The sequence below is a fragment of the Luteimonas sp. A501 genome (genome assembly GCF_054052085.1).
Map to the genome: position 1 here is coordinate 1,378,615 of NZ_JBSVRI010000001.1, position 21,999 is coordinate 1,400,613.

Genomic DNA, 21,999 nt, shown 5'->3' on the forward strand with positions numbered 1-21,999 from the left:
ACGCGATGAGCTTCGCCAATAAGATGCCGAGTGCCCCGCAGATCGCCGGGATGGCGGCCTCGTTGTGCTGTACGTCAAGCATTCGCCTGTGGGCACTTGCCGACTTTGCCTTGCTGACGCCAGATGCGGTGGCCGCGTTGCGGCAGGACGGCGCGGCCAATGCCCTTTCGGGCTCTGCACTCGCGGCGTTTGGCGAACATGCGCCGCATCTGATCGAATTGCCATCCGCAGACCCGTCGCACATCGGGGAGCGCGTGGCCAAACTTGTCCGACGCTCGGGGGATGCATCCGCGATCAGCGTGCTGCAAACCGATGCCGGCCTCTCCGAACTGCGTTCCCTTGCAGCCTATCTGTCCCGCGTCCGGATCGAAGGCAACCCCCGGCCCGTGCATTGCCGTTTCGCGGATACGCGCGTACTTCCCCACGTGCTGGAAGTCCTGTCGACCACCCAGCGGCGACGCGTCGGAGCAGTGGTGCAGCAGTGGCACTGGTTCAATCGGCTGGGGGTGCCCGAATCGGTGTCCTTCGATACAGGGAACTCGCAGAGTCCGGACCCTGAATCGTTCCTCCACTTTGACATCTCGCAGTTCCGGGCGGTACGCCGCAAGGCTGAAGCGGATGCGATCTTCAAGCTGCTGCTGGAACAGACGCCTTCACTTGTCCCTGCCTCGGACAGGGGGCACTTCTATCAAGACCTCACGGGAGTATTGGACACCGCTGACGGGTATGGCGTGGAACAACTGGATGATCGCCTGCAGTTCGTCGTGCTCTCGCTCAGCTGCGGGCGCGACTTCCACCGGCTCGCTTGCCTCGACGAGACCTGGAACGCCATCAAAGACGGCAATGCACGGCTTGCGACACGCATGACGGATTGGGATGACGCGATGTGGCAACAGTTGGAACATCGCAGTGGCGCCGCCGCATGAATGTTGATTGCCCCAGCGTTCTCCGCAGCAGCATCATCATCCGGTGGCTGGCGGGCATCGCACTCTCGCTGCTCACCCTATCCGCATGCTCCAGCGAGGCGCAGGACGACTACGCAACCGCGAACATCAGTCCCTACAACCATACGGAGGATTACATCCACCAGTTGTACGTGGATGAAGCGTATGGCGGAAATTCGTTTCCGTATGGCGGAGGCGGCAGTTTCGTCTGTTGCGTCGTGTATCCGAGGATTTGGTATGAGGGTTTGACGGCCAAGGTGCGCTGGACGACGTCGAGTGGCATTCCGGGCATCGCCAGCGAGCCAATTTGGCACGAGAAGGTTGTACCGATCGAGCGTTACGAACGCACTGGCACCCGATTGAACGTCCATTTTCTGCCTGGTGGCGAAGTTCGCCTGCTGATCTGGAACGGTGCCGCAGGCACGCCTGGTTATGCAGGCCCCGATGCGCCGGACCCCCCGCCGGGCTGGCCTCCGAAGCCTCCGCTGCCCGAAGCGACCGTTCCCGATCATGCCCAGCCGCCTCCCGCGCGCCCATCGCATGCGATACCGGAGATCCCAGGATGATTCTGCCAATCGCGTCTGCCGTCTCGGGCAGCAACCTCTCCATCCGCTGGCTGGTGGGTCTCGTACTCTCGCTGCTTGCCCTGTCCGCGTGTTCGCGAGAACCGGGCGACTACGCAACTGCGAAGATCAGTCCCTACAACCATACGGAGGATTACATCCACCAGTTGTACGTGGATGAAGCGTATGGAGGCAACTCGCGCGCCTTCGGTGGCGGTGGGAGCTTCGTCTGCTGCATCGTTTATCCGAGGGAATGGCACGAAGGCCTGAGTGCCAAGGTGCGCTGGACGACATCGAGTTCGGTTCCCGGGGGCAGCCCAGAGGAAACCTGGCACGAGAAAGTCGTGCCGATCGAGCGTTACGAGCGCACTGGCACCCGATTGAACGTGCATTTTCTGCCTGGTGGCGAAGTTCGCCTGCTGATCTGGAGCGGTGCCGCAGGCACGCCTGGTTATGCAGGCCCCGATGCGCCGGCCCCCCCGCCGGGCTGGCCTCCGAAGCCTCCGAAGCCTCCGCTGCCCGAAGCGACCGTTCCCGATCATGCCCAGCCGCCTCCCGCGCGCCCATCGCATGCGATACCGGAGATCCCAGGATGATTCTGCCAATCGCGTCTGCCGTCTCGGGCAGCAACCTCTCCATCCGCTGGCTGGTGGGTCTCGTACTCTCGCTGCTTGCCCTGTCCGCGTGTTCGCGAGAACCGGACGACTACGCAACTGCGAAGATCAGCCCCTACAACCATACGGAGGATTACATCCACCAGCTGTACGTGAATGAAGCCTATGGAGGCAACTCGCGCGCCTTTGGCGGGGGTGGCAAATTCACCTGTTGCATCATTTACCCGAGAAAATGGTACGAAGGCCTGACCGCCAAGGTGCGCTGGACGACATCGAGTTCGGTGCCTGGGGGCAACCCAGAGGAAACCTGGCACGAGAAAGTCGTGCCGATCGAGCGTTACGAGCGCACTGGCACCCGATTGAACGTGCATTTTCTGCCCGGTGGTGAAGTCCGCCTGCTGATCTGGAATGGTGCCGCAGGCACGCCTGGCTACGCAGGTCCCGATGCGCCGGATCCCCCGCCGGGCTGGCCGCCGAAGCCTGCCTCGCCGGAAAAGACCGTTCCCGATCATGCCCAGCCGCCGCCTGCACCGCCGCAGGGCCATGGCGCGACGCGCACTGAGCGTGGCGATGCGGACCCAAACCCATCGATGTCCGAGGACGCCGCTGACAAAAGTGCGCAACTGGCAATTGAAGACCAAGAAGGTGAGCCATGACTGACTTCAGACGAGGCTGGTATGGCGTGCGGCGGCAGCAGGACGGCTCGTTGGTGTGCTACCACTTCACTTCATGGGACAAGGTCTCGCAGACGTGCCTGATCCTCAGCAATGGCGACCAGCTGAGCTGGTGGGCTGCGGAAGGTCCGCACGAGTACCGCACCGAAACTTGGTCCAGTGACTATGAGCCGCTGTCACGTGCACCATCTGGAGACACCTGGGACAACCACAAGTACGCCTCTGGCGGCCCGCAAACCGAGATTCCCGCCGCATTCTCGCGAATAGAGCGCAAGCCCACGCCCCGTGAGCTGTCGCAGCGCGCCAGCAAGGCCAGCTTCTGCGGAGTGGACGGCTTGGCTTGTACGCGGGAGATCCACGTCGGCATGTTCTTCGATGGGACGAACAACAACCTTTACCGCGACAAGCCGAAGAGCCACTCGAACATCGTGAGCCTTTATGACGCACACCGCGACGACCGCGTGGAGCATTTCGCCTATTACATCCCAGGCGTGGGCACTAGGTTCCCCGAGATCGGTGAGCTGGTCGAGGACAGCAAGGGCAAGAGCATGGCGCGCGGCGGCGAAGCCCGTATCCACTGGGCGATGCTGCAGGTCTACAACGCCGTCTGCGCCTCCGTGACAGGCTTCGATCTGTTAACGGAAGACGAGATGATGGCCTTGGTCACCAAGACCGTGGGTGGCCTGAGAACGTGGTACCGCGTGGGCGACGCCAAGCTTCGACCTGTCTTCAGCGACATCGACCGCCGCCTTGTGGAACGGCTCGGTGAAGCCCGGCCGGTCATCAACCGCATACACCTTTCGGTATTCGGCTTCTCGCGGGGCGCGGCCGAGGCGCGCGTGTTCTGCAACTGGATCCGCCAGGCGACCGATGGCAAGGTCGGTCCGGCGTTGTTGAACCTGCGCTTCCTGGGCATCTACGACACGGTGGCCTCGGTTCTGCTTGCCGATTCGTCCCCGGTGGGGCGAGGGTTCTTCGACTGGGCGCACAACAGTCTTGGTATCGATGGCGTGGAGGCGGCTGTGCATTACCAGGCCGGACACGAGATCCGTCGCTCTTTCCCCCTGTCCACGGCCCGCGCTGGCGGGCGATGGCCCGCCAACACGCGCGAGTTCGTCTACCCCGGCGCGCACTCGGATATCGGCGGCGGCTACGCTCCCGGCGACCAGGGGAAGGCGCCGGGGGCGCGGGCGCAGTTGATGTCCCAGATTCCGCTGAACGACATGTTCTTCGCGGCCAGTAACGGCGGCGCGAAGCTGCAACCCCTGGAAGAGATGGAGGGCGCCGCAAAAGCTGACTTCGCAGTCGATCCCGCATTGGATCAGGCGTTCTCGGCCTATGCCGCCTGGACTGCTCCGAGCGAGAAAGAGGAAAACCTGGCCGGCAGCCGACGTGGCGTAGTGGAAGACCGGATGCAGACCCAGACGCAGCTTTACTGGCGCTGGCGCGCCAGCAAGGCCGGTGATGATCGCTTCAAGGCCATGCGCAGCTGGTCGCGTGCCAGCGCGCAGGACAGGCAGGACCTCTGGGAATCGGAGCTCGACTGGCGGCGTGATGTCGAGCGCGCCCGGGCGGCCCATCTTCCCCGCCGGCAGACGGTGGTCTCGCGCGGCGGCCTGGCCAGAACCGTCGAACGCCCGCCCGCACCCAGCCAGACGCAGCGCGACCTGGTGAAGGCGATCGACAGCGCGGCTTCCATTCCACCGGAGGTCGACCGCTTCTTCGATGAGTATGTGCACGACTCACACGCTGGATTCTGGCTCCTCGGTCCGATGTCGGAATGGGACAAAAGCGCGTTCGTCAACGAGATCCACCGCAAGCAGAAGGCTCGGCAGGCGGCCTTGCAACGGGCCCGACGCCTGGAAGAGAACGGCAACTACGAGGCCGCGCTGGCCGCCCATGCGGAGGCAGCGCGTTATGAACTCAACAACTTCGAGAAACGCGTGGTTCAGAGCAACCCCACGCCGGTGTCCGAGGGGCAGGCCCTCCTCCCATTGATGACCGATGCCGATGCTGCCGACCTTCGCGACAACATGGGTTTCGAGGGCACCGTCGTGAAGTACGGCATGGGGAGCGGGACACGCCGCGAAGCCAATGGCCACGGCCAGTATCGGCGGATCTTCGACCAGGACAACGAGATCTTCGACGTGTTCAGCGAAGCCGGGGACGCACTTGAGCGCGCTGGAGAAGCGGTCTCGGACAAGTGGGAGGATCTGAAGTCGGATGTGGACAATCTCAGGAATCGGGCCGTCGAAGGGGCTAAGGAAGCCATCAATGACGCCGCGGAGAGTGCGAAAGACGCCGTGATCGACGGCGCCAAGCGACGCATCGGAGATTTGATTCCCTCCGGCATTCCCCGGATCAGGTGAAGCTGGCCGCCTGTTGATCTCAAGCCCGACACCTGATCCGTAGTGAAACCAAGACCAGTAGCCCCCTATACGGATTGTTGAGCGCAAGGATGCCGCCACATGACACAAGATGCCGCAAGCACAGCCAGAGCACGCGCTGCACAAGACAGCATTACGGCCAAGATTGATGCTCCATCCGGTGGATGGAAGCGCTGGCTGAGCAGCGGTCTGAGTCTGACCGTCCTCATGACCGGCCTGTTCTACATCCAGGGCCGGATGTATCGACATGGCTATATTCGGGCCTTGGGGCTCGAGGAATCCATGTTCCCGATCGACACGCCACAGGCGCTTGGGCTTGCCTATCAGGGTTGGCTGTCGGGGGCGGTTGAGGTGCTGAAGCTGATGGACGCCGCCCTGATCGTTCTGCTTCTGAAGACAGGAGCAATTGTCTTCGTGGTTCTGGTGACCATTGTGGTCCTCGTCTGGATCGCCCGAAAGATGGACCTGAGCCACCAAGCTTCGAAGCGCATTGAAAAGTCTGGTTTAGTCGCACTCTTCAAGAACCAGACCGTGATTCAGTTCGCAGCTACGCTGCCGGCCACGGTAGCGGGTGTTCTCATCGTTCCACTGGCACTGATGCTGGCGGCCATCGTGCTCATGTACGCTTTGCCCTGGCCATGTGCAACGCCGAACGTTCGACGGTCGGACTGGTCGCCTTGCCCGAAGTCTCCACGCCCTTGGTACTGCTGGAATGCAGCGAGCGATTCTGCGCTCTGATCCAGAACGACGGCAGTCTGCGAGTGGTAGCGGTCCAGACCGTCGAGCGCATCGACATCGTGCCTGTCCGTCGGGCTTTGCCTTCCGCCCCCCCGCTCCCTAGATGCAGGGTCCATCAGCACAGTATCTGACTCTGGTTTTAAGCAGTGACGTGTCTTCCCCATCGCGTGCCAGGCCATCTTAGACTCACCCCACTGCCAGACCGGCGCTGGCGAGTGCACCGCCGAGACCTCGTGCTGACTGCGCGTGGCGCAGCGCTACGCCGGTCCCGGCATCGGCGTGCAGTTCCTGCCCCGCGTCGGCCAGGAAGTGCTGCTACAGCGCTCCTGCCGACCTGATGAGTCTTGTCGGCGGCGTCTTGACACGGGGAGCGGGTGCTGTGGAAGCCCTGCAGGACCACCCCGACGTGAAATCCGTGCGCACGGGTGCCGATTTGTGGGGCGCCATGATGGCAGATAATCGCTGGCCTCGACTGAAGTCCAAACTGAGAGAGATCGATGTACGCGAAGCGCGCGGTAGCATGCGGGAGGCTGTCGAGTGAGTCCCAGGGAGACGCTGCGATGAATCATTGCGCCAAAGTGCTCCGTAGACGACGTGCGTGGAGACCGGCGTGTCTGGCGGTACTGCTGCTGATGATAGTGCCGGCTCTCGCCGCTTGCGGCGAGGATCGGGACGCAAGGTTTGGATCCAGCGTGACCTCTATGGACCATGATCCCAGCGACACGTTCGTACGTAATGTACTTGTGGATGACAGTTGGGCAGGAGAAGGCGGAGGGGGAGGCAAGACCGTGTGCTGCATCTCACTACCCATCCGCTGGCACCAAGACCTGCAGGCCAAGGTGCGTTGGGAGCGGTGCGATCGGTTTGATCGAGATAACCCCGTTTCGGATGAAGAGGCATGCCAGTGGCACGAAAAAATGGTGCCGGTTCATCCATACGACCGTGTTGGCGCAACCTGGTTGCACATCATCAGCGACGATGAAGTGTTGATAATCCCCAGCATGATGGCCCCCAATCATCCCGACTACCCGGGGCCGGGATACCCAGAAAAGGATTTCTTCAAGAGATGAGGGACATTCCATGAGCAAGGATGCCTACCCCCCCGATGCTGCACCCGGATCTGAGGCCGGGCCGCCAGTGGCCCCCCATCCCTGCGAGCCGGGGCGAACGTGCCGGTTGACGTTGAACTTCTCCGGTTCGCAGAGCAATGTTGCAAAGCTCTACAGGGCTGCATTCGACACACAGGAGGAAGGCCACCACGCCCTTTACGTCCAAGGCGTAGGCACCCCTTCCCGAGAATCGGTGAAGCCAGCCCACACCCTGATGGAGCGTCGAAAGGGGTGATGGGAGCGGAGCGAATTCGTTACGCCTTCCTGTACATCGCCAACCGGGTGGCCGCAAAGCTGAGCGGGAAGGTTCTGGTTGAAGAGTCCCAGAGCGCTATCAGCAGTGCAGTCCGAAACGACGATCTCCTGCCACGCTGGAAACGCCAGCTCACGCATATGATGACTGCGTCCCGGAACCCGAAGATCGACGAGATCGTGTTCGATGTGCTCGGTTTCTCGCGCGGTGCGGCTGCGGCGCGCTCGTTTCTCAACCAAGCCGTGCGCACCCTGGAACTGGCGGAAGAAGCAGGCTACAGCGCCCCCGCCGATTGGATGAGTCTTGTCGGAGGTGTCTTGAAACAGGGAGCTGGAGCTGTGGAAGCCCTGCAGGACCACCCCGACGTGAAATCCGGGCGCACGGGCGCCGATTTGTGGCGCGCCATGATGGCGGATGAGCATTGGCCTCGACTGGCGTCCGAATTGGGAGAGAGTGATGTACGCGAAGAGCACGGCAGCACCATGCGGGAGACCGTCGAATGAGTCCCCCGGAAACGCTGCGATGAATCATTCCACCAAAGTGCTCCGTGAACATGCGTGGAGACAGGCGTGTCTAGCGTTGTTGTTGCTGATGATGGTGCCGGCTCTGGCCGCGTGCGGGGAGGATCCGGACGCACGGTTTGGATCCAGCGTGACTCCCATGGATCATGACCCCAGCGACACCTTCGTGCGCAACGTATTTGTCGACGGCGCTTGGGTGGGAGCTGCCGGGACGGGCGGCAGCACGGTGTGTTGCCTCGTGTTGCCAGTCCACTGGCACCAAGACCTGCAGGCCAAGGTGCGCTGGGAGCGGTGCGAGCCATATGGGAAGAACTGCCAGTGGCACGAAAAGACGGTATCGATTCACCCATACGACCGTGTTGGCGCAACGTGGTTGCACATCATCAGCGGCGACGAAGTGCTGATAATCCCCAGCATGATGGCTCCCAACCATCCCGACTACCCGGGGCCCGGATATCCAGAAAAGGATTTCTTCAAGAGATGAGGGACATATCATGAGCAAGGATTCCTACACCCCTGGCTGCGCACTGACCCGAGGGCGGGCTGCCAATGGCCCCAGCCTCCGCGCCGACCGCACCGGGCTATCAGAGCGCCCTCGTGGTCGCCGACGACGGCGGCCCTGACGTGCTCAGCAGCGACGCACTGGGCCGGATCAAGGTGAAGTTCCACTGGCAGTCCGGCGATGGGCACACGGCCGAGCGCTCCTGCTGGCTGCGCGTTTCGCAGCGCTATGCCGGTCCGGGCGTCGGCGCGCAGTTCCTGCCGCGGGTGGGCCAAGAGGTGCTGGTGGCCTTCCTTGAAGGTGACGTCGACCGCTCGGTGGTGGTGGGGGCGCTGGGCAAGGCCGGCAAGGAGGCCGCTGCCGATGGCGCGGACCTCTACGCCCAGGCCAGCGACCACGGTCCGAGCGCCCAGGCCAACCGCGCCGGCGGCCATGCCCCGCCGTGGCACGGCATGGGAGCCGGTGACGACGCGCATCGCAATGCCAGCGCGCTGTGGGGCATCCAGTCGCAGGAATGGCACGGCCCCAGCCACAGTCGCCCGCTGTTCGATGACAGCGACGGTCAGCTCCGTGCGTGGCCTGATTCGTTCACGGATTGGGCGACCGGTCTGCCCGAAGACGTATGGGCGACGGGAGTTCCACTATGGCAGCACGATGCCGAAGCGCTTGCTGAGCTCCGGAGCACTTGTCCATGAGATTTCTTTCCGCTCACACCACACGAGGCGCGACGCCTGGCTGGCACACATTCATAACGATATGCCTGCTTTGCCTTCTGCCGCTTCTCGCGTCATGCGAGCAGAAAACATATGCGGTGGGCATCCGCGGCTACAACCATACCGACAAGGTGATCGGTCAATTCCAGATCAATGGCGGCGCGGGCGACTCTGCTATGGCGCCGCATAGCGGGGGGGGAAGTCTGACGTGTTGCGTCAGCATTCCCGCCAAATGGAAACCTGGTCTCCGGGTGACCATCCGCTGGGTTGACGGCTGGTCAATGAACGAGCAGGTGCGGGTGTTGCCTGTGCCCGAATATACGGACGAGACGGCTGGGTACTTCACGGTGCACTTCCTCCGCAACGGGGAAGTCAAGGTCTTCTCTACACGCTATGCGTTGTGGCATCCCAATTACCCATTGAAGGGGGAGGAAGCGGGCCTTGAACCCGGCAAGCTGCCGCGCGGACCTTGGGACCGTTGACCCTGCATCAGGATATCCGTCACGACCCAGGTAGAAAAAACGCCGATGGCGAACTGGACGTCCAGGCGCAGAACGACCAGATCAAGCTGCAAGCGAAGGACCAGCTGAAGATCGTGAGCGCCAACGCCGAGGTCGAGTTTGCCGCCGGCAAGACGGTGCACCTGGCCACCTCGGGCGGCGCCAGCCTGACGATCGAGGGCGGCAACATCACCGTGGCCTGCCCCGGCGAGATCAAGGTGCATGCGGGCAAGAAGTCGTTTGTGGGTCCAACCACGCTGAACCGAAGCTTTGTTTCGTGGCCAAAGAGCGAGCTCAACACCCTATGCATGCAGCAAGCCGCTGAGACAAACAGCGCCTTCATCCGGGTCGATTAGCAACAATGAGGACCTCATCATTGCATTCGGCCGAAGCCCTCGAAGCGTGGGTGAGATCGACCTGCGGGGACTCGGCATACGTCACCGCGTTGATCGACCCGTCGCGCTACACCAGCATCGTCGCGTGTGCCGAAAAAATCGGCCTGAGTATCGCCGACTTCGAGCACCTCCAAAATCTTTATAGAAAGTACGCGAAATCCATCAGCGAATTCGGTCCACGCCTCTTACGCGCAGACATGAAATCGGACGCCTGGAAACGGCTTTATCAGGAAGCCTTTGATCACCAAGCGGCAAGTTTCATCGTATCGCCAGAGCACGCATCTGGCCTTGAGGAGCACCTGCTCGGAATCGTGCGGATGCCGCAACCAGACGGCGGCAACTTGCTGTTTCGCTTCCAAGACGTAGTGGTGCTGTCGGGGCTCGCATCGATCCTGCGGCCAGCACAGGAACGATCCTTGTTAGGACCAGCCAGCCATTGGATGTTCGTGGATGTTTGCGCAACTCCGATCATGATCGAGTCGGAGCCACGATCAAATCCTGGTAAAACCGCACTACGCTTGGACCAGCCGCAACTGGATACTCTTGCGAACGCCCTCGCCCCCATGACATTAATCTTCCAAGTCAACGAAACTGACAGTTCTTTACTGGCAGGAATGAGCAAGTGTGAGCAGGTGCGTCTGATTCGCGCCCGAATGCATCGTGCGCGGCGACATGACTTGCGTCGTGCAGACGACATTGCCCTGTACTGTGTACTCAGCCTGCAGCTGCCGAGTGACTTCGACCGCACAGGGCCGGTGGCCGATGCGCTTTACCGTGCTCGGAAAAACGGGGCTGGATTCGGAGAAGAGATCGACCAGGTTCCGTTGCAACAGTGGCGTGACTGGGACGAAGTGCTTGACCGAAGACTCGCGGGTTCACGGAAATGAGCAAACGACTACTGATGCGCTCAGTTCTCGGCTTACGGGCGTTCCTCTGCCCTGCTTGGCTTCAAGCTGCCTCGCATCACCCTTTGGACGCGATGGACCTTCCATTGGTCGTGTTCAACTACATCGGAAACGAGGTGGATGGCATCTGGAGCGATGGCAAGCATCATGCATTGAAGGCAACATCTCCGACTGACAAGGCTGCAGTCCGGACGGGAGCTTTCTGCTGCGTCAGGATAACTGAAGGGTCGACGAGTTCGAACTCCACGCCAGCGTCAATGGGCACCGTGAAGAATCGTACGCCGCGGTCCTGGGGCCATGGCCGATCAGCCACAAGACTGCCGTCTTGCATTTCGCTTCTGAAAAAAAAGCCCTGGTTGTCACAGACTGCGATGCCGCAGACATTCACTCCATTCCCGTCAGTGAATGGCGTGAGTGGGATACACCCTCGACCCGGATCAATGAATTGAGAGAGCATTGCCACATGAGCCGTGATACTGGAATGCGCCGCGGAGCAAACGCATGAGACGTTGGGCCATGCTCCCCACACTCTTATGTACATTACTGTTGTGGCCGATGATGGGCTGCAGCCAAGAACCGCGAGAAAGCAAAATGGATGGTCTGACTGGCGTGGTGTTCAACTACTCGAACGAGGTGATGGCATCCGTACGCGTGGATGGAGAGCTTGCCGGGACAGGCCTGGAGGCGGTGAAGCCGGGAGACGTCACCGGCGGGGGAAGTAGCTGCTGCATGAGTATGGATCCCACGCTTGACACGGTCGACGTCGAGATCGAGCCGGCAACAGGTCCAATTTATACGTTGCAGGGGACCGTCGAGCAGCCTTGGCCGAAAGGAGCAAGTACCGTCATCGTGCATGTACTGCCAGGGAGAAAGGTTGTCATCGAAGCCACGTTGGGGGTGGGCATAGGGGCGCGCAGCGATCTCATGAATACCCAACTGAAAGCCCTGGGTATCGATAAGGAGATCGATAAGGACTGGATGATGATCTCGGAGCGATACAAGTACACCGAGTACATGGAGGTCAAAAGGCCATGAGTGGTAGAGATAGCGTCATCGGCCCACGCGTTCGGGCAGTGGAAAACATGGTGGCTCGGGCCAGGGAGAAGACCGGCATCACGGCCGGCGGTCCGGCATGCGTGAATTGTCGAATGACGTTGTGGGTGAGCTTCTTTTTCGACGGTACCGGCAATCATCGCGAAAACGATTTTCCAAATAACCACAGCAACGTCGCAGCGCTGTTTGATTCGCACATAAACGATCGAAACGGCGCGATCATCCCATTTTACTACGAAGGAATCGGCACACCGTTCGAATTCAAAGATCGACATGAGCGCGTGCCCGTCCCAAGCAGGACTGGAATGTCGATAAATTGGGTCGACAAAGAGGGCTACCGGGAAGGCGAGAGCTCCTGGAACAAGGGTTTTGGTGGTGGGCTGGAGAACCGGTTGGAGAAGGCTGTTTTCGATTTGCAGTCGGCTATTGACTTCCAGAAATCAAAGACACGGGTCGATGCGATCAACCTATCCGCTTTCGGATTTTCACGCGGTGCGACCGAAGCGCGAGCTTTCATGCACTGGCTGGCGAATCACAGCAAAATCAAGGTTCGGGGCCATGACCTGAGTTACGACGGCATCCCATTGAACGTGAAGTTTCTGGGGCTATTCGACACGGTGGAATCAGTAGGTGGCGCCGGTACGAACAAGCGACCCAAACTGGTCAAGCTCAGCATCCCGGATTTCGTCCAGAAATGCGCTCACATCGTGGCAGCACACGAATTGCGAGGCGCGTTCCCTCTAACCGGGCTCGGTACAAATCGATACACCCAGATTGTCCAGCCAGGCGCACACGCCGACATCGGCGGCGGCTATGCCGACAATGAACAAGGGCGTAGCGACAAGTTGGCACGTACCGGATTGCTGCAGATGCTTGACCATGCGCGAGGTGCGGGCCTCCAGATGCATTCGCTTTCGGAGATGGAGGCATCTCAACAATGGACGCGCCGCTACAAGCCGTCGTTCGACGTCTCCACGACCCATCGTGATGCGCTCAGCGCTTATATGCAGCATGTGAAGAAGAAGAGCGGCACTTTACAGGAAGTCTTCGCATCGCACATGGAACTGTACTGGTCTTGGATCGATTCCGGGCTTGCGATGGAAGACATCGAGATGAAGCGCAATGCCCTTCCGAATGGGCATCGAAATCCGGCGGACAAGTCGTTGCGCACCATGGCGCACCTCCTTCGATACCAGGCGCGCACGAAGGCAGGGCGCGGGGCTCAGAAGTTCCCGCCCCAAGGTGGAGTAGTTCCAGCACCAGTGGAAGCATTCTTCGAGAAATACATCCATGACTCGTTCGAGCACTTCTCCATGACGGGCGGCACGATGATGACCGACCTTAGTACGGCCGACTACTACGAGATCCGTAAGGTTCATTCTCCAAGGACATAGCGATTTCAGTATGAAGGCATTCAAGGCTCGGAATGATGCATCGAGAACAAGTGCTGGAGCCCTTGATTGAGACAGGTTCCGGCCGATCCGTCGGTTTCGGCAGCAGGACTGGCGCCTGTGAGAACGACCTTGTTCCGCCCCCTTTTTTTTCGTTTTCGTCGGCCTGCTCGCGACGGGCTGCAGTGGCAGCGAGGCGAAGCTTGGTACAGCGGCTGGTCTGGACGTTGAAATGCACCGCGTTTGCGTCGGCAGGTACTTCCTGGACGTTCCCGCTGCCTTGAAGCGGCAACAGAAGGGCATCGACGGCGGGGCGATGCGACATTCTATTTTGGTCACGACGAGAACTTCACGAAAGTCGAGACGACCGCGATCGACGCAGCAAGCAAGAATTCCTTCGAATCCGCGCTCCTCGCCCGCGAAGCCGATCTTCGGCAAGGACGAATTTTTCGACAGATGGATCGATGTTTATCTCGCAAGAGAGCATCAGGCCCGAGGTGGAGCTGATTTCGTTCTACGCCAGCACCGAGTCGGCGGACGCAATCAAGCTGGAAGTGCACGCGCTGCTCGGGAATGCTCATGTTGTGCTCGGTGAAACGGCGTATTTCACCGACGCGCGAACCAGCGTCCAGTCCAGGCTGATCAACCTGCTTTCATCCTCGCGTAGTTCAGGGAGCGCCGAAGGCGGCGGACGTGGCTTCTGCGTCGGCAGCGTTGCCTTCGACTTATGCAGAGACGCGCACGAAGAAGCCCAGTCGCGAGAGTCCGAAAGTCCTGGTAAGCCTTTCGACCGGTGGCGAAGAGGCCCCTTCTCCGCAAGCGGGAATGGACGACAGCCTCGCAATGAAATTGTGGGATCGCGTACTGGTCTCGCTCAAGAAGCAGTCCGGTTGAAGCCGGCGATCGCCCCGACACCGTCCGTCATTCCGGGCCACGGGCACCGAAACCGTGACGCTGATCGCGTGGCGTCGCGTGACCCTGAACGGGACATCTGATAGAAACACTTGGGGTTGAGACTGAAATTCAGACCAGAGCCAAGGAGGCCCAGGTGAACAGTCATGCGTGGGACTGTGCGAGCGGGCCTTTCAAGGAACGACACGATGAATGATCCGTTGGCCCAGACCCAGCAAATGCTGGCGTCCCTGGCCCAGTACGTGGGCACCGACCGGCTGTACCAGCTGGAGGGCGACGCTCTCCCCGCCGACTGCGCCGTTGAGCGCTGGCAGGGCTGGGAGCAGCTTTCGCTGGGTTACGAATGGTGGGTGGACGTGCTGTCCAGCGATGCCTCGTGGGCGCTGGATGAACTGCTCGGCACCACCGCCACCCTCGCCACGCGCCTGGCCGACGGCAGTTCCGCCCGCCGCAGCGGCGTGATCCGTGAAGCCTCGTGCCTGGGCGGCGACGGTGGTTTGGTGCGCTATCGCCTGTGCCTGGTGCCGTGGACGTGGTGGATGACCCAAGGCCGGCACAGCCGCGTGTTCCAAGACAAGAGCGTCATCGGGATCGTCGAAGCGGTGTTCGAGGGCTACGCGCCGCTTGCCCAGTGGCAGCTGTCCGACGAGGTCGGCCCGTTCATTGCCGAGGCCCATCCGCGCAGCTACTGCGTGCAGTATCGGGAAACTGACTTCGATTTCGTCAGTCGCCTGTTGGCCGAAGAAGGCCTTGGCTGGCGCTGGGAAGAGGACGCCGAAGCACCGGCCGGCCATCGCCTGGTGATCTTCGCCGACAGCACGACGCAGCCCGAGGACGCCATCGCCACTGGCGGCGGCATCCGCTTCCACCGCGACGACGCCACCGAGGCCCAAGACACGATCCACGCCATCGGTACCAGCCGTCGCGTCGGTTCGGCAAAGCTGAGCATGCTGGGCACGGACTACCGCAGCGTGCAGGCCGTGGCGGCGCAGCTGCCCCTGGGCGCCGACAGTGCGCCCGTTTACGGTGAATCCTACGACCCGTCCGGCGCCTATGCGTTCGCCGACGCCGCCCAGGCCTCGCGCCACGCCCGCCTGCTGGGCGAAGCGCGCGAAGCCGGCCGGCGGCGCTGGCAGGGCCAAGGTGGCGTGCGCAGCTTCCGTGCCGGCACCGCGTTCACGCTCACTGATGCACCGCGCAACGCCGAGGACGTGGACGCCTTCTTCCTGCAGGGCCTGCGCCACGCAGGCCGCAACAACCTGCCCGACACCGTGCGCGACGGCCTGGTCGAGCTGCTCGGCCCCGCACCCGGCTGGCCCGCCCTGCCCCAAGTCTTGCCGCTGGACACCACCGACATGCAGCAGCTGTGGCAGCACGCAGACGCCCATGGCTACGCCAACGCCTTCCAGTCGCTACCGCGCGCCCTGCCCTGGCGGCCGCGCCTGCACGACGACACCGGCACCCGCCTCAACCCGCGCCCGACCGCCCCGGGCTACCAGAGCGCCATCGTGGTCGCCGACGACGGCGGCCACGACGTGCTCAGCAGCGACGCGCTGGGCCGGATCAAGGTGAAGTTCCACTGGCAGGCCGGCGGCCAAGCCACGGCCGAGCGCTCCTGCTGGCTGCGCGTGTCGCAGCGTTACGCCGGTCCGGGCGTGGGTGCGCAGTTCCTGCCGCGGGTGGGACAGGAAGTGCTGGTGGCCTTCCTTGAGGGCGACATCGATCGGCCCGTGGTTGTTGGTGCCCTCTACAACGGCCAGGGTGAAGCAGGCCTTGCCCCGACTGCCGGCGGCAAAGAGGCCGCGGCCACGGGTACTGACCTGTACGCACAGGCCAGCGACCACGGCCCGAGCGCGCAGGCCAACCTGGCCGGAGGCCACGCGCCGCCGTGGCACGGCATGGGTGGTGGTGACGACGCCCATCGCAATGCCAGCGCGCTATGGGGCATCCAGTCGCAGGAGTGGCACGGATCCGGCCACAACCGGCTGCTGTTCGACGACAGCGACGGCCAGCTGCGGCTGCAGCTGGCGACCACGCAGGCGGCCACCCAGTTGACCCTCGGCCACCTGATCCACCAGGCCGACAACTACCGCGGCAGCTTCCGGGGTGAAGGCTTCGAGCTGCGGACCGACGCCTGGGGCACGGTGCGCGCCGAGCGCGGCCTGTGGCTGAGCGCCTATGCGACTCCGGGCGAAACGCCCGCTGGTGATGCGGTGGGCCCGGCGGCGCTGTTGAAGCAGGCGCAAACCGTGGCGGAGGTGTTCAGCGGCGCAGCCGGCACGCACCTGACGGTGAAGCTGGCCGGCCATGAGGGCGTGGGCCGCAGTAAATCCAGCCTGATCGACGATCAGGCCCCACTTGCCGCACTTCTCACGAGCGCGAAGACCGCGGTGCCGGGCGACGACTACGATCTGGCCAAGGGCGAAGCCGCCGACCGCAGCCCCGCCCCCGGCGATTGCCGCGTGCCGCACACCGGCGACCCCATCCTGGGCCTGGCCGCGCCCGCCGGCATCGTCCAGGTGGCAGGCCAGAGCCTGCACTGGGCTGCCGGCGAAACGCTGACCCTGGCCAGCGGCCAGGCCAGCAACCTGGCCGTTGCGAGCAACCTGCGCCTGCACACCGGCCAGGCGATCGGCTGGCTGGTGGAGGCCGTGGACGGCGCGCCGACCGAAGAGGCCTCGCTGAGTCTGGTGACAGGCGAAGGCGAGCTGGACATCCAGGCGCAGCACGACCAGATCAAGCTGCAGGCCAAGGACCAGCTGAAGATCGTGAGCGCCAACGCCGAGGTCGAGTTTGCCGCCGGCAAGACGGTGCACCTGGCCACCTCGGGCGGCGCCAGCCTGACGATCGAGGGCGGCAACATCACCGTGGCCTGCCCCGGCGAGATCAAGGTGCATGCGGGCAAGAAGTCGTTCCTCGGGCCCGCACACCTCTCGCGCGAGATGAATTCCTGGCCCGAATCGAAGTTCGACGAAAAATTCAGACTGGTGCAGCGGAACGGCAAGCCCGCAGCGAACTACCGCTATGAAATCGAGCGCGCCGATGGCGCGAGGATCCAGGGCGTGACCGACCCGGACGGCTGGACACCCCTGCAGAAGGGCGTATCCATGGACGGCCTCCTGATCAGGCTGCTGGGCCCCGCCGACAAGGCATGACAAGGAGCGTCGTTGATGACGGCTGAAACAACTCGCAGGGTCGGTACATCGACCAACGAACAAGGCATCCCGGTTGCGCGATCACTCACTTCGCCAACGCAGTCCACCGCGCGTGCGGAAGTCGTCGTGCCGCCCGACGTGGTGGTCCCGATCCTGTTCGTGCCCGGGATCATGGGCAGCAACCTGCGCAACAAGGACACCCAGGAGTCCGTGTGGAACGCGGGTTCCGTGCTCAAGCTGGCGCTGCAGTGGGCCTTCAAGTCCGCAAAAACCCGGCAGACCAAGCTTGACCCGAAGACAACCGAGGCCGATCCGGAAGGGAAGATCCCGGAGGTCGCCGAATACACCGGCGATGACCTGACCACGCAAAAATTGACCGAAGAGCAGTTGCGGGAACGCGGCTGGGGCACCGTGTCCAACTATGGCTACGGCAAGTTCATGGCCTGGTTCGAGCCGGCCCTGAACGCGGGCACCAGCAACCCCTGGGAATCGCTGGTCGGCAAGGCACCCGCGGAATGGGGTGCCGAAAGTGCGCCCGCGCCGCTCGACCAGCCAGAGTCCGAGGATGCCTGGGGCGTGCTCTGTCCTGTCTATGGCGCCGGTTACAACTGGCTGCAAAGCAACGGCAAATCCGCCGTGGACCTGGCCAAGCGGATAGACGAGATCATCGCCGAATGGCGTGACAAGGAAGTTGGTGGTTCAAAGCCGTACCGCTGCGACAAAGTGATTCTCGTGACCCATTCGATGGGTGGGCTGGTTTCCCGGGCTGCGGTACATAGCAGCTATGGCAAAGCAGCGTCGAAAGTGCTCGGCATCAATCATGGAGTCATGCCGGCGGATGGTGCCGCCGCGTCGTATCACCACGTCCGCAGCGGCTACACCGGCCTCAGCCGGTTCGTCCTGGGCAAGGATGGCGCCCAAGTCACCGCGATCTTCGCAAACGCATGCGGTCCCCTTGAGTTGCTGCCCAATAAGCTTTACGGCAAGGGCTGGCTCAAGGCCGTGTCGAACGGCCCGGGGAGCACCGCTGAACTTTTCGCGCTTCCAGAGGCAGACCCCTACCTCGAAATCTACGTCAAGCGCGAACCGTGGTGGCGGCTCATCGATCCCGCCCTCATCGACCCGGCCAACCGCTCCAGCGCCAGCAAGGCCACCGGGGGTGTCGCGACAGATCCTTGGCTCGATACCTATCTGCCGAACCTGATGGTGGCCGACGAATTCCATGCGAACACCGGAAATACCTTCCACGCTCCAACCTACTCGCATTACGGTGCGGACGCGGCGCGCCACAGCTACCAGAATATCGTCTGGCAAACCAGCCAGAAGGTCACGCTGGACAAGGATGAACTACTTGGGTCCGCGTCAGTAAACGCAAAGGGTTGGGCGGCGCTCAAGCTCGCCTTCACCTTAGGGAAAGACAACAGCGATCCAGCCAGGGTTGCGCAGGGAGATGGCCATATCGTGTTCGAAATCATGGCTGCCGCCGAAGCCGGTGACGACACCGTGCCCCACAACTCCGGTGCCGGACCGTTCATCCGCGGCAGCGGAAATGTGAGACAAAGTTTCAAGCTCGAAAAAATGAGCGAAGGCCATGCGGCATCCTATGACGATGAAAACCTCCGCCAGATCACCCTGCACTCGATCGCTAAACTCATTGGGGAAGCGGAATGAAGGCCACGCCCCGCTCCGCTACCTCCAACTCCTTGCCGTTTTGCTCATGGCTCTCGCGGGTACAGCCTGTGCGCACGCCCGGACCGGAGGCAAGCAAGTGAACACATCCTCCGGCACGCCCTATTGCGTCGGGCTTCACGAAGTCGCGTTGCCGCCGGGCGCAAAGGCCAAGGTCACCTCCACCTATGCAGGCCTGCGCGACCAGGACAAGGGCCCCGCGCCATGGGATACGGTCGTGGCTTCCTTGCGGGAACGCTCCGACGCGGCAAAAGCCAAGGAGTCGCCGCGCAGCGACCGAGCCGCCGAACTCTACCGCGCCGCGGGCGCGAATCCGCAGGCCGCGTTCTCCAACAGCCGGCTGGTCGGCTTCGACACCAGTGGCGAAGCCGCTGTCATCGCCGAGCATTCCGGACCATCAGCTGCATTCACGATCGAGGCCCATCGCGTACAGGATGGGCGGCACTACGTGTTCGAAGGCGAGAGCAGCCAGGCAAGCCGCTATCCCGCCGTACGCGATGGCGTCCTTGAAACCATTTCCCGCTATAGCCCCCGCGAACGGGACACGTGGCCACCGGCGAACGCCTTCTGTACTGCGAACGGTTACTTCAGGCTCAAGGATGGCAAGGACGTGGCCGGTGATGCACAGCTCGTCGTTACCTTCCCCGACATGCCGGGTGTGTCGTTTTCATTGAGCATCTATGGACTCGTGGAGCCCAGCAAGGAACCGGCGTTCGCGCAGCGCGTTGCGCGTGATCTTGCCGAACTGACCCAACTGGGCGGACAGGTCAAACGCCTGCATGAGGGCGAGCGTGAGTACGGTGGGCAGACCGGTGGGATGGTGGCCATCAGCGTCCCTTCGGACGACCGGGGCGTCGGTGACGATTTCAAGTATTTCTGGCATGCCGCAGGGCGGCCGATGGACCCCTATAAGCCGGAAATCGAAGCGGAGCTTCTGGCCGACGGCGCGCGTGGCATTGACCAGGACGCTCTTGATGCCTTGTGGAACAAGCTGATGGGCGGTTTCCAGCTTCGTGGCGGAATGCGTTGATGGCCGCCGTGGTGTCACCACGTACCCGACGAATGAGCTCGGTTGCCCGGAAGCTCCTGGTTGTTATGGGCAGGTGCAAGATTCTGATTCCGGTCGTGGTCGCAATGGCCGTGGCCGGATGTTGTATTCATGGAAGGAGCGGAGGAGGCACGCAGACGCGGTGGGTGGCCGCCAGTGACTCCATTTCTACGACACCACAGCAGGCGCGGCTGCAGTGCGTTCGGGCCTGCAACTGCCAAGGCGCGGAGATGGAGCGCTGCATGGTCGCGGAGGGATTCCGGCAGGAACTTGTGAAAGTGCCCGAAGGCTGCCGCAAGTCGTCTTTCTTCTTCTAGGGAAGGTATCGACAACATCGCTTGAAGTAGCAGTTATGGATGGGGGCAAGACTTGATCTTGCCCCCGTTTCTCGGACACCCGCTTAATGTAATGACCCACCGGTTTCTGCTCAGGTCAGGCCGCTAAATCATATGCCTCAGCGGGTGTCTTCATGCCCAACGCCTGCTGCTTGAACTCGGGGCTGAACCGCTTACGCTCTGCCTTCGTCCCTGCCTTTTCCTGGTCATCTGTCTCACCTCGGATTGCGGTATTGAATCGCTTATCCGGGTGTCCGTGAAGCAGGAGCAGGATCAGGTCGCCCTTGCCTTCGTCGGCGATGAAGGCATGGGGCAGACATACGCCGGGCTCCTCCGGCACCTCGCCCGGTGCACGCGTGCGGAAGCGCGACAACACGTCGCGCAGATCGGCCAGCATCGCATCGCGGCGCAGGTCGCCGTCACGCCTTCGGGTGCGCCGAATATGCGCGTGGATCGCGTGCCAAGGATCCGTCCTGCTCAGCCTTCCTTCAACGCAATGTCCTGCAGCTGCGCATCGGTCAGCGGTGGGCCGCCCAGGCTGGCCTGCACCTCCGGCGACCATGCCGGCTCGCGCTTCATCCGGAAGCTCAGGTAGCGCACCAGTCCCATGTAGGCCGTCAGCGGCAGGAACGGCAGTGCGGCGATCCCGAGCAGCCACATCCCTGGGCCGTGGCGCCGGCTCTCCTCGCTGCCCGGACCGAACAGCGGCTGGAACAGCCAGAACGATTCCCAAAAACCCACGCCGAAGTCCTCGTACAGGCGGTCGTACACCGTCCATGCCGGACCTTCGCCCTGCATGAAGCGGCGGATGTGTTCCCAACGCTCCACCGGCGACTCCAGATCGCCGTAGCCGATGCTCGGCCCCACCCCGAACCGCTGCAACACCGTCGCGCTGCCCGGCGCGTCCGTCACCGCGAACACCAGCCCCGACTCGCGCCTCGGCACCTGACCGGTGAAGATCGTGTACTGCACCACTTCCCCCCGCACGCACGACCAGTCGTAGCTTTGTACTTCGAACCGGGTGCGGCCCCATAGCTTCCACCCCCACTGCCACCACGGCAGGCCCTTGTCCACAAAGACGTGGACCTTGCCCAAGGCGCGATTGACCAGCACGGGGGCGTAGCGGAAGCCGACCCAGTCGATCTGAATAAAGACTAGCGTCAACAACCAAAACGGCAGAAAAATTATCCCCCAAACGAACGATCCTCTTGAAAAGTCTGCATACAGGATCATTGCTCCCAAAGGCGCGGCTAGAATTCCGAACGCGCTCAAATATCCGCGTATCGCACCTAACTGATCTACTAGAGCCAGCGCATTCGGATACACCCGCATCACACCATCCCAGGTGCGGGCCACCTTCCCGGCTGGCTCGCTTGGCAGCGGCAGCAGCAGCACCGCCTGCGAGTTGGGCGGCGACAGACCAACCTCGGCCTGCACTTCGGTCTGAACGTTTCGGGTCTCGGTATTCAACCTGCTTTCCACACTTCGGCCTGGGCGATGGGGTCGTTCTCGCCTTTGTTGTGCAACGCGAACACCAGCCGGACGGCCTGGTACTTGCGGTCGTTGATCTTGTAATGACCCAGCCGTTTCTGCTCAGG

The 21,999-nt window shown here is 62.4% G+C and carries 20 protein-coding genes and 1 pseudogene; 19 read left to right on the plus strand and 2 right to left on the minus strand.

Going from position 1 to position 21,999, the window contains the following annotated elements; translation table 11 throughout:
- The first annotated feature begins 5 nt into the window (after positions 1-5).
- The 19 genes and pseudogenes from ACW7G5_RS06260 (at position 6) to ACW7G5_RS06350 (ending at position 20,048) form a co-directional block, all read left to right on the plus strand.
- Positions 6-926, plus strand: a complete 921-nt coding sequence (locus tag ACW7G5_RS06260; RefSeq protein WP_457002730.1) for a DUF4123 domain-containing protein — start codon at positions 6-8, stop codon at positions 924-926.
- Positions 923-1,510, plus strand: a complete 588-nt coding sequence (locus ACW7G5_RS06265) for a DUF3304 domain-containing protein (protein WP_457002732.1) — start codon at positions 923-925, stop codon at positions 1,508-1,510. The genes ACW7G5_RS06260 and ACW7G5_RS06265 overlap by 4 nt, the downstream gene beginning before the upstream one ends.
- On the plus strand, positions 1,507-2,103 hold the full coding sequence (locus tag ACW7G5_RS06270; RefSeq protein WP_457002734.1) for a DUF3304 domain-containing protein: 597 nt from the start codon (positions 1,507-1,509) through the stop codon (positions 2,101-2,103). Before ACW7G5_RS06265 ends, ACW7G5_RS06270 begins: the two co-directional genes overlap by 4 nt.
- Positions 2,100-2,777: a DUF3304 domain-containing protein gene (locus ACW7G5_RS06275; RefSeq protein ID WP_457002736.1), complete on the plus strand. Its 678-nt coding sequence runs from the start codon at positions 2,100-2,102 to the stop codon at positions 2,775-2,777. The genes ACW7G5_RS06270 and ACW7G5_RS06275 overlap by 4 nt, the downstream gene beginning before the upstream one ends.
- Positions 2,774-5,164 (plus strand): T6SS phospholipase effector Tle1-like catalytic domain-containing protein, encoded by a 2,391-nt coding sequence (locus ACW7G5_RS06280; RefSeq protein ID WP_457002738.1) that lies wholly within the window; start codon positions 2,774-2,776, stop codon positions 5,162-5,164. Before ACW7G5_RS06275 ends, ACW7G5_RS06280 begins: the two co-directional genes overlap by 4 nt.
- A 99-nt stretch (positions 5,165-5,263) precedes the next feature.
- A complete protein-coding gene (locus tag ACW7G5_RS06285; protein WP_457002740.1) occupies positions 5,264-5,920 on the plus strand; it encodes a hypothetical protein in 657 nt (218 codons plus the stop codon).
- A gap of 701 nt (positions 5,921-6,621) precedes the next feature.
- Entirely contained in the window at positions 6,622-6,990 is a 369-nt protein-coding gene (locus ACW7G5_RS06290) for a DUF3304 domain-containing protein (protein ID WP_457002911.1), read from the plus strand.
- Positions 6,991-7,263: 273 nt separating this feature from the next.
- Positions 7,264-7,785, plus strand: a complete 522-nt coding sequence (locus tag ACW7G5_RS06295; RefSeq protein ID WP_457002742.1) for a hypothetical protein — start codon at positions 7,264-7,266, stop codon at positions 7,783-7,785.
- A 19-nt stretch (positions 7,786-7,804) separates the two neighbouring features.
- A complete protein-coding gene (locus ACW7G5_RS06300; RefSeq protein ID WP_457002744.1) occupies positions 7,805-8,287 on the plus strand; it encodes a DUF3304 domain-containing protein in 483 nt (160 codons plus the stop codon).
- A gap of 65 nt (positions 8,288-8,352) precedes the next feature.
- Positions 8,353-8,877 (plus strand): annotated as a pseudogene (locus ACW7G5_RS06305) (phage baseplate assembly protein V); the annotation flags it as partial.
- Between the two features lie 119 nt (positions 8,878-8,996).
- Positions 8,997-9,500 (plus strand): DUF3304 domain-containing protein, encoded by a 504-nt coding sequence (locus ACW7G5_RS06310; protein WP_457002746.1) that lies wholly within the window; start codon positions 8,997-8,999, stop codon positions 9,498-9,500.
- Positions 9,497-9,874, plus strand: coding sequence for a DUF2345 domain-containing protein (locus tag ACW7G5_RS06315; RefSeq protein WP_457002748.1), 378 nt, complete (start codon positions 9,497-9,499; stop codon positions 9,872-9,874). Before ACW7G5_RS06310 ends, ACW7G5_RS06315 begins: the two co-directional genes overlap by 4 nt.
- Positions 9,875-9,894: 20 nt before the next feature.
- Positions 9,895-10,800, plus strand: coding sequence for a DUF4123 domain-containing protein (locus ACW7G5_RS06320; RefSeq protein WP_457002749.1), 906 nt, complete (start codon positions 9,895-9,897; stop codon positions 10,798-10,800).
- 519 nt (positions 10,801-11,319) lie between these two features.
- A complete protein-coding gene (locus tag ACW7G5_RS06325; protein WP_457002751.1) occupies positions 11,320-11,853 on the plus strand; it encodes a hypothetical protein in 534 nt (177 codons plus the stop codon).
- Positions 11,850-13,265 carry a T6SS phospholipase effector Tle1-like catalytic domain-containing protein gene (locus ACW7G5_RS06330; RefSeq protein WP_457002753.1) on the plus strand — a complete coding sequence of 472 codons (1,416 nt, stop codon included), beginning with the start codon at positions 11,850-11,852 and terminating at the stop codon, positions 13,263-13,265. Before ACW7G5_RS06325 ends, ACW7G5_RS06330 begins: the two co-directional genes overlap by 4 nt.
- Positions 13,266-13,726: 461 nt before the next feature.
- Complete coding sequence (locus ACW7G5_RS06335) at positions 13,727-14,257, plus strand: hypothetical protein (protein ID WP_457002755.1); 531 nt, start codon at positions 13,727-13,729, stop codon at positions 14,255-14,257.
- 135 nt (positions 14,258-14,392) lie between these two features.
- A complete protein-coding gene (locus tag ACW7G5_RS06340; protein ID WP_457002913.1) occupies positions 14,393-17,329 on the plus strand; it encodes a type VI secretion system Vgr family protein in 2,937 nt (978 codons plus the stop codon).
- Between the two features lie 15 nt (positions 17,330-17,344).
- Complete coding sequence (locus tag ACW7G5_RS06345; protein WP_457002757.1) at positions 17,345-19,000, plus strand: esterase/lipase family protein; 1,656 nt, start codon at positions 17,345-17,347, stop codon at positions 18,998-19,000.
- Between the two features lie 97 nt (positions 19,001-19,097).
- Positions 19,098-20,048 carry a T6SS immunity protein Tli4 family protein gene (locus ACW7G5_RS06350; RefSeq protein ID WP_457002759.1) on the plus strand — a complete coding sequence of 317 codons (951 nt, stop codon included), beginning with the start codon at positions 19,098-19,100 and terminating at the stop codon, positions 20,046-20,048.
- Positions 20,049-20,498: 450 nt separating this feature from the next.
- On the opposite strand, the gene ACW7G5_RS06355 is transcribed toward ACW7G5_RS06350, so the two are convergent.
- Positions 20,499-20,798 carry a hypothetical protein gene (locus ACW7G5_RS06355; RefSeq protein WP_457002761.1) on the minus strand — a complete coding sequence of 100 codons (300 nt, stop codon included), beginning with the start codon at positions 20,796-20,798 and terminating at the stop codon, positions 20,499-20,501.
- Positions 20,799-20,878: 80 nt separating this feature from the next.
- Entirely contained in the window at positions 20,879-21,871 is a 993-nt protein-coding gene (locus ACW7G5_RS06360) for a DUF6708 domain-containing protein (RefSeq protein ID WP_457002763.1), read from the minus strand.
- Between the last annotated feature and the right edge of the window lie 128 nt (positions 21,872-21,999).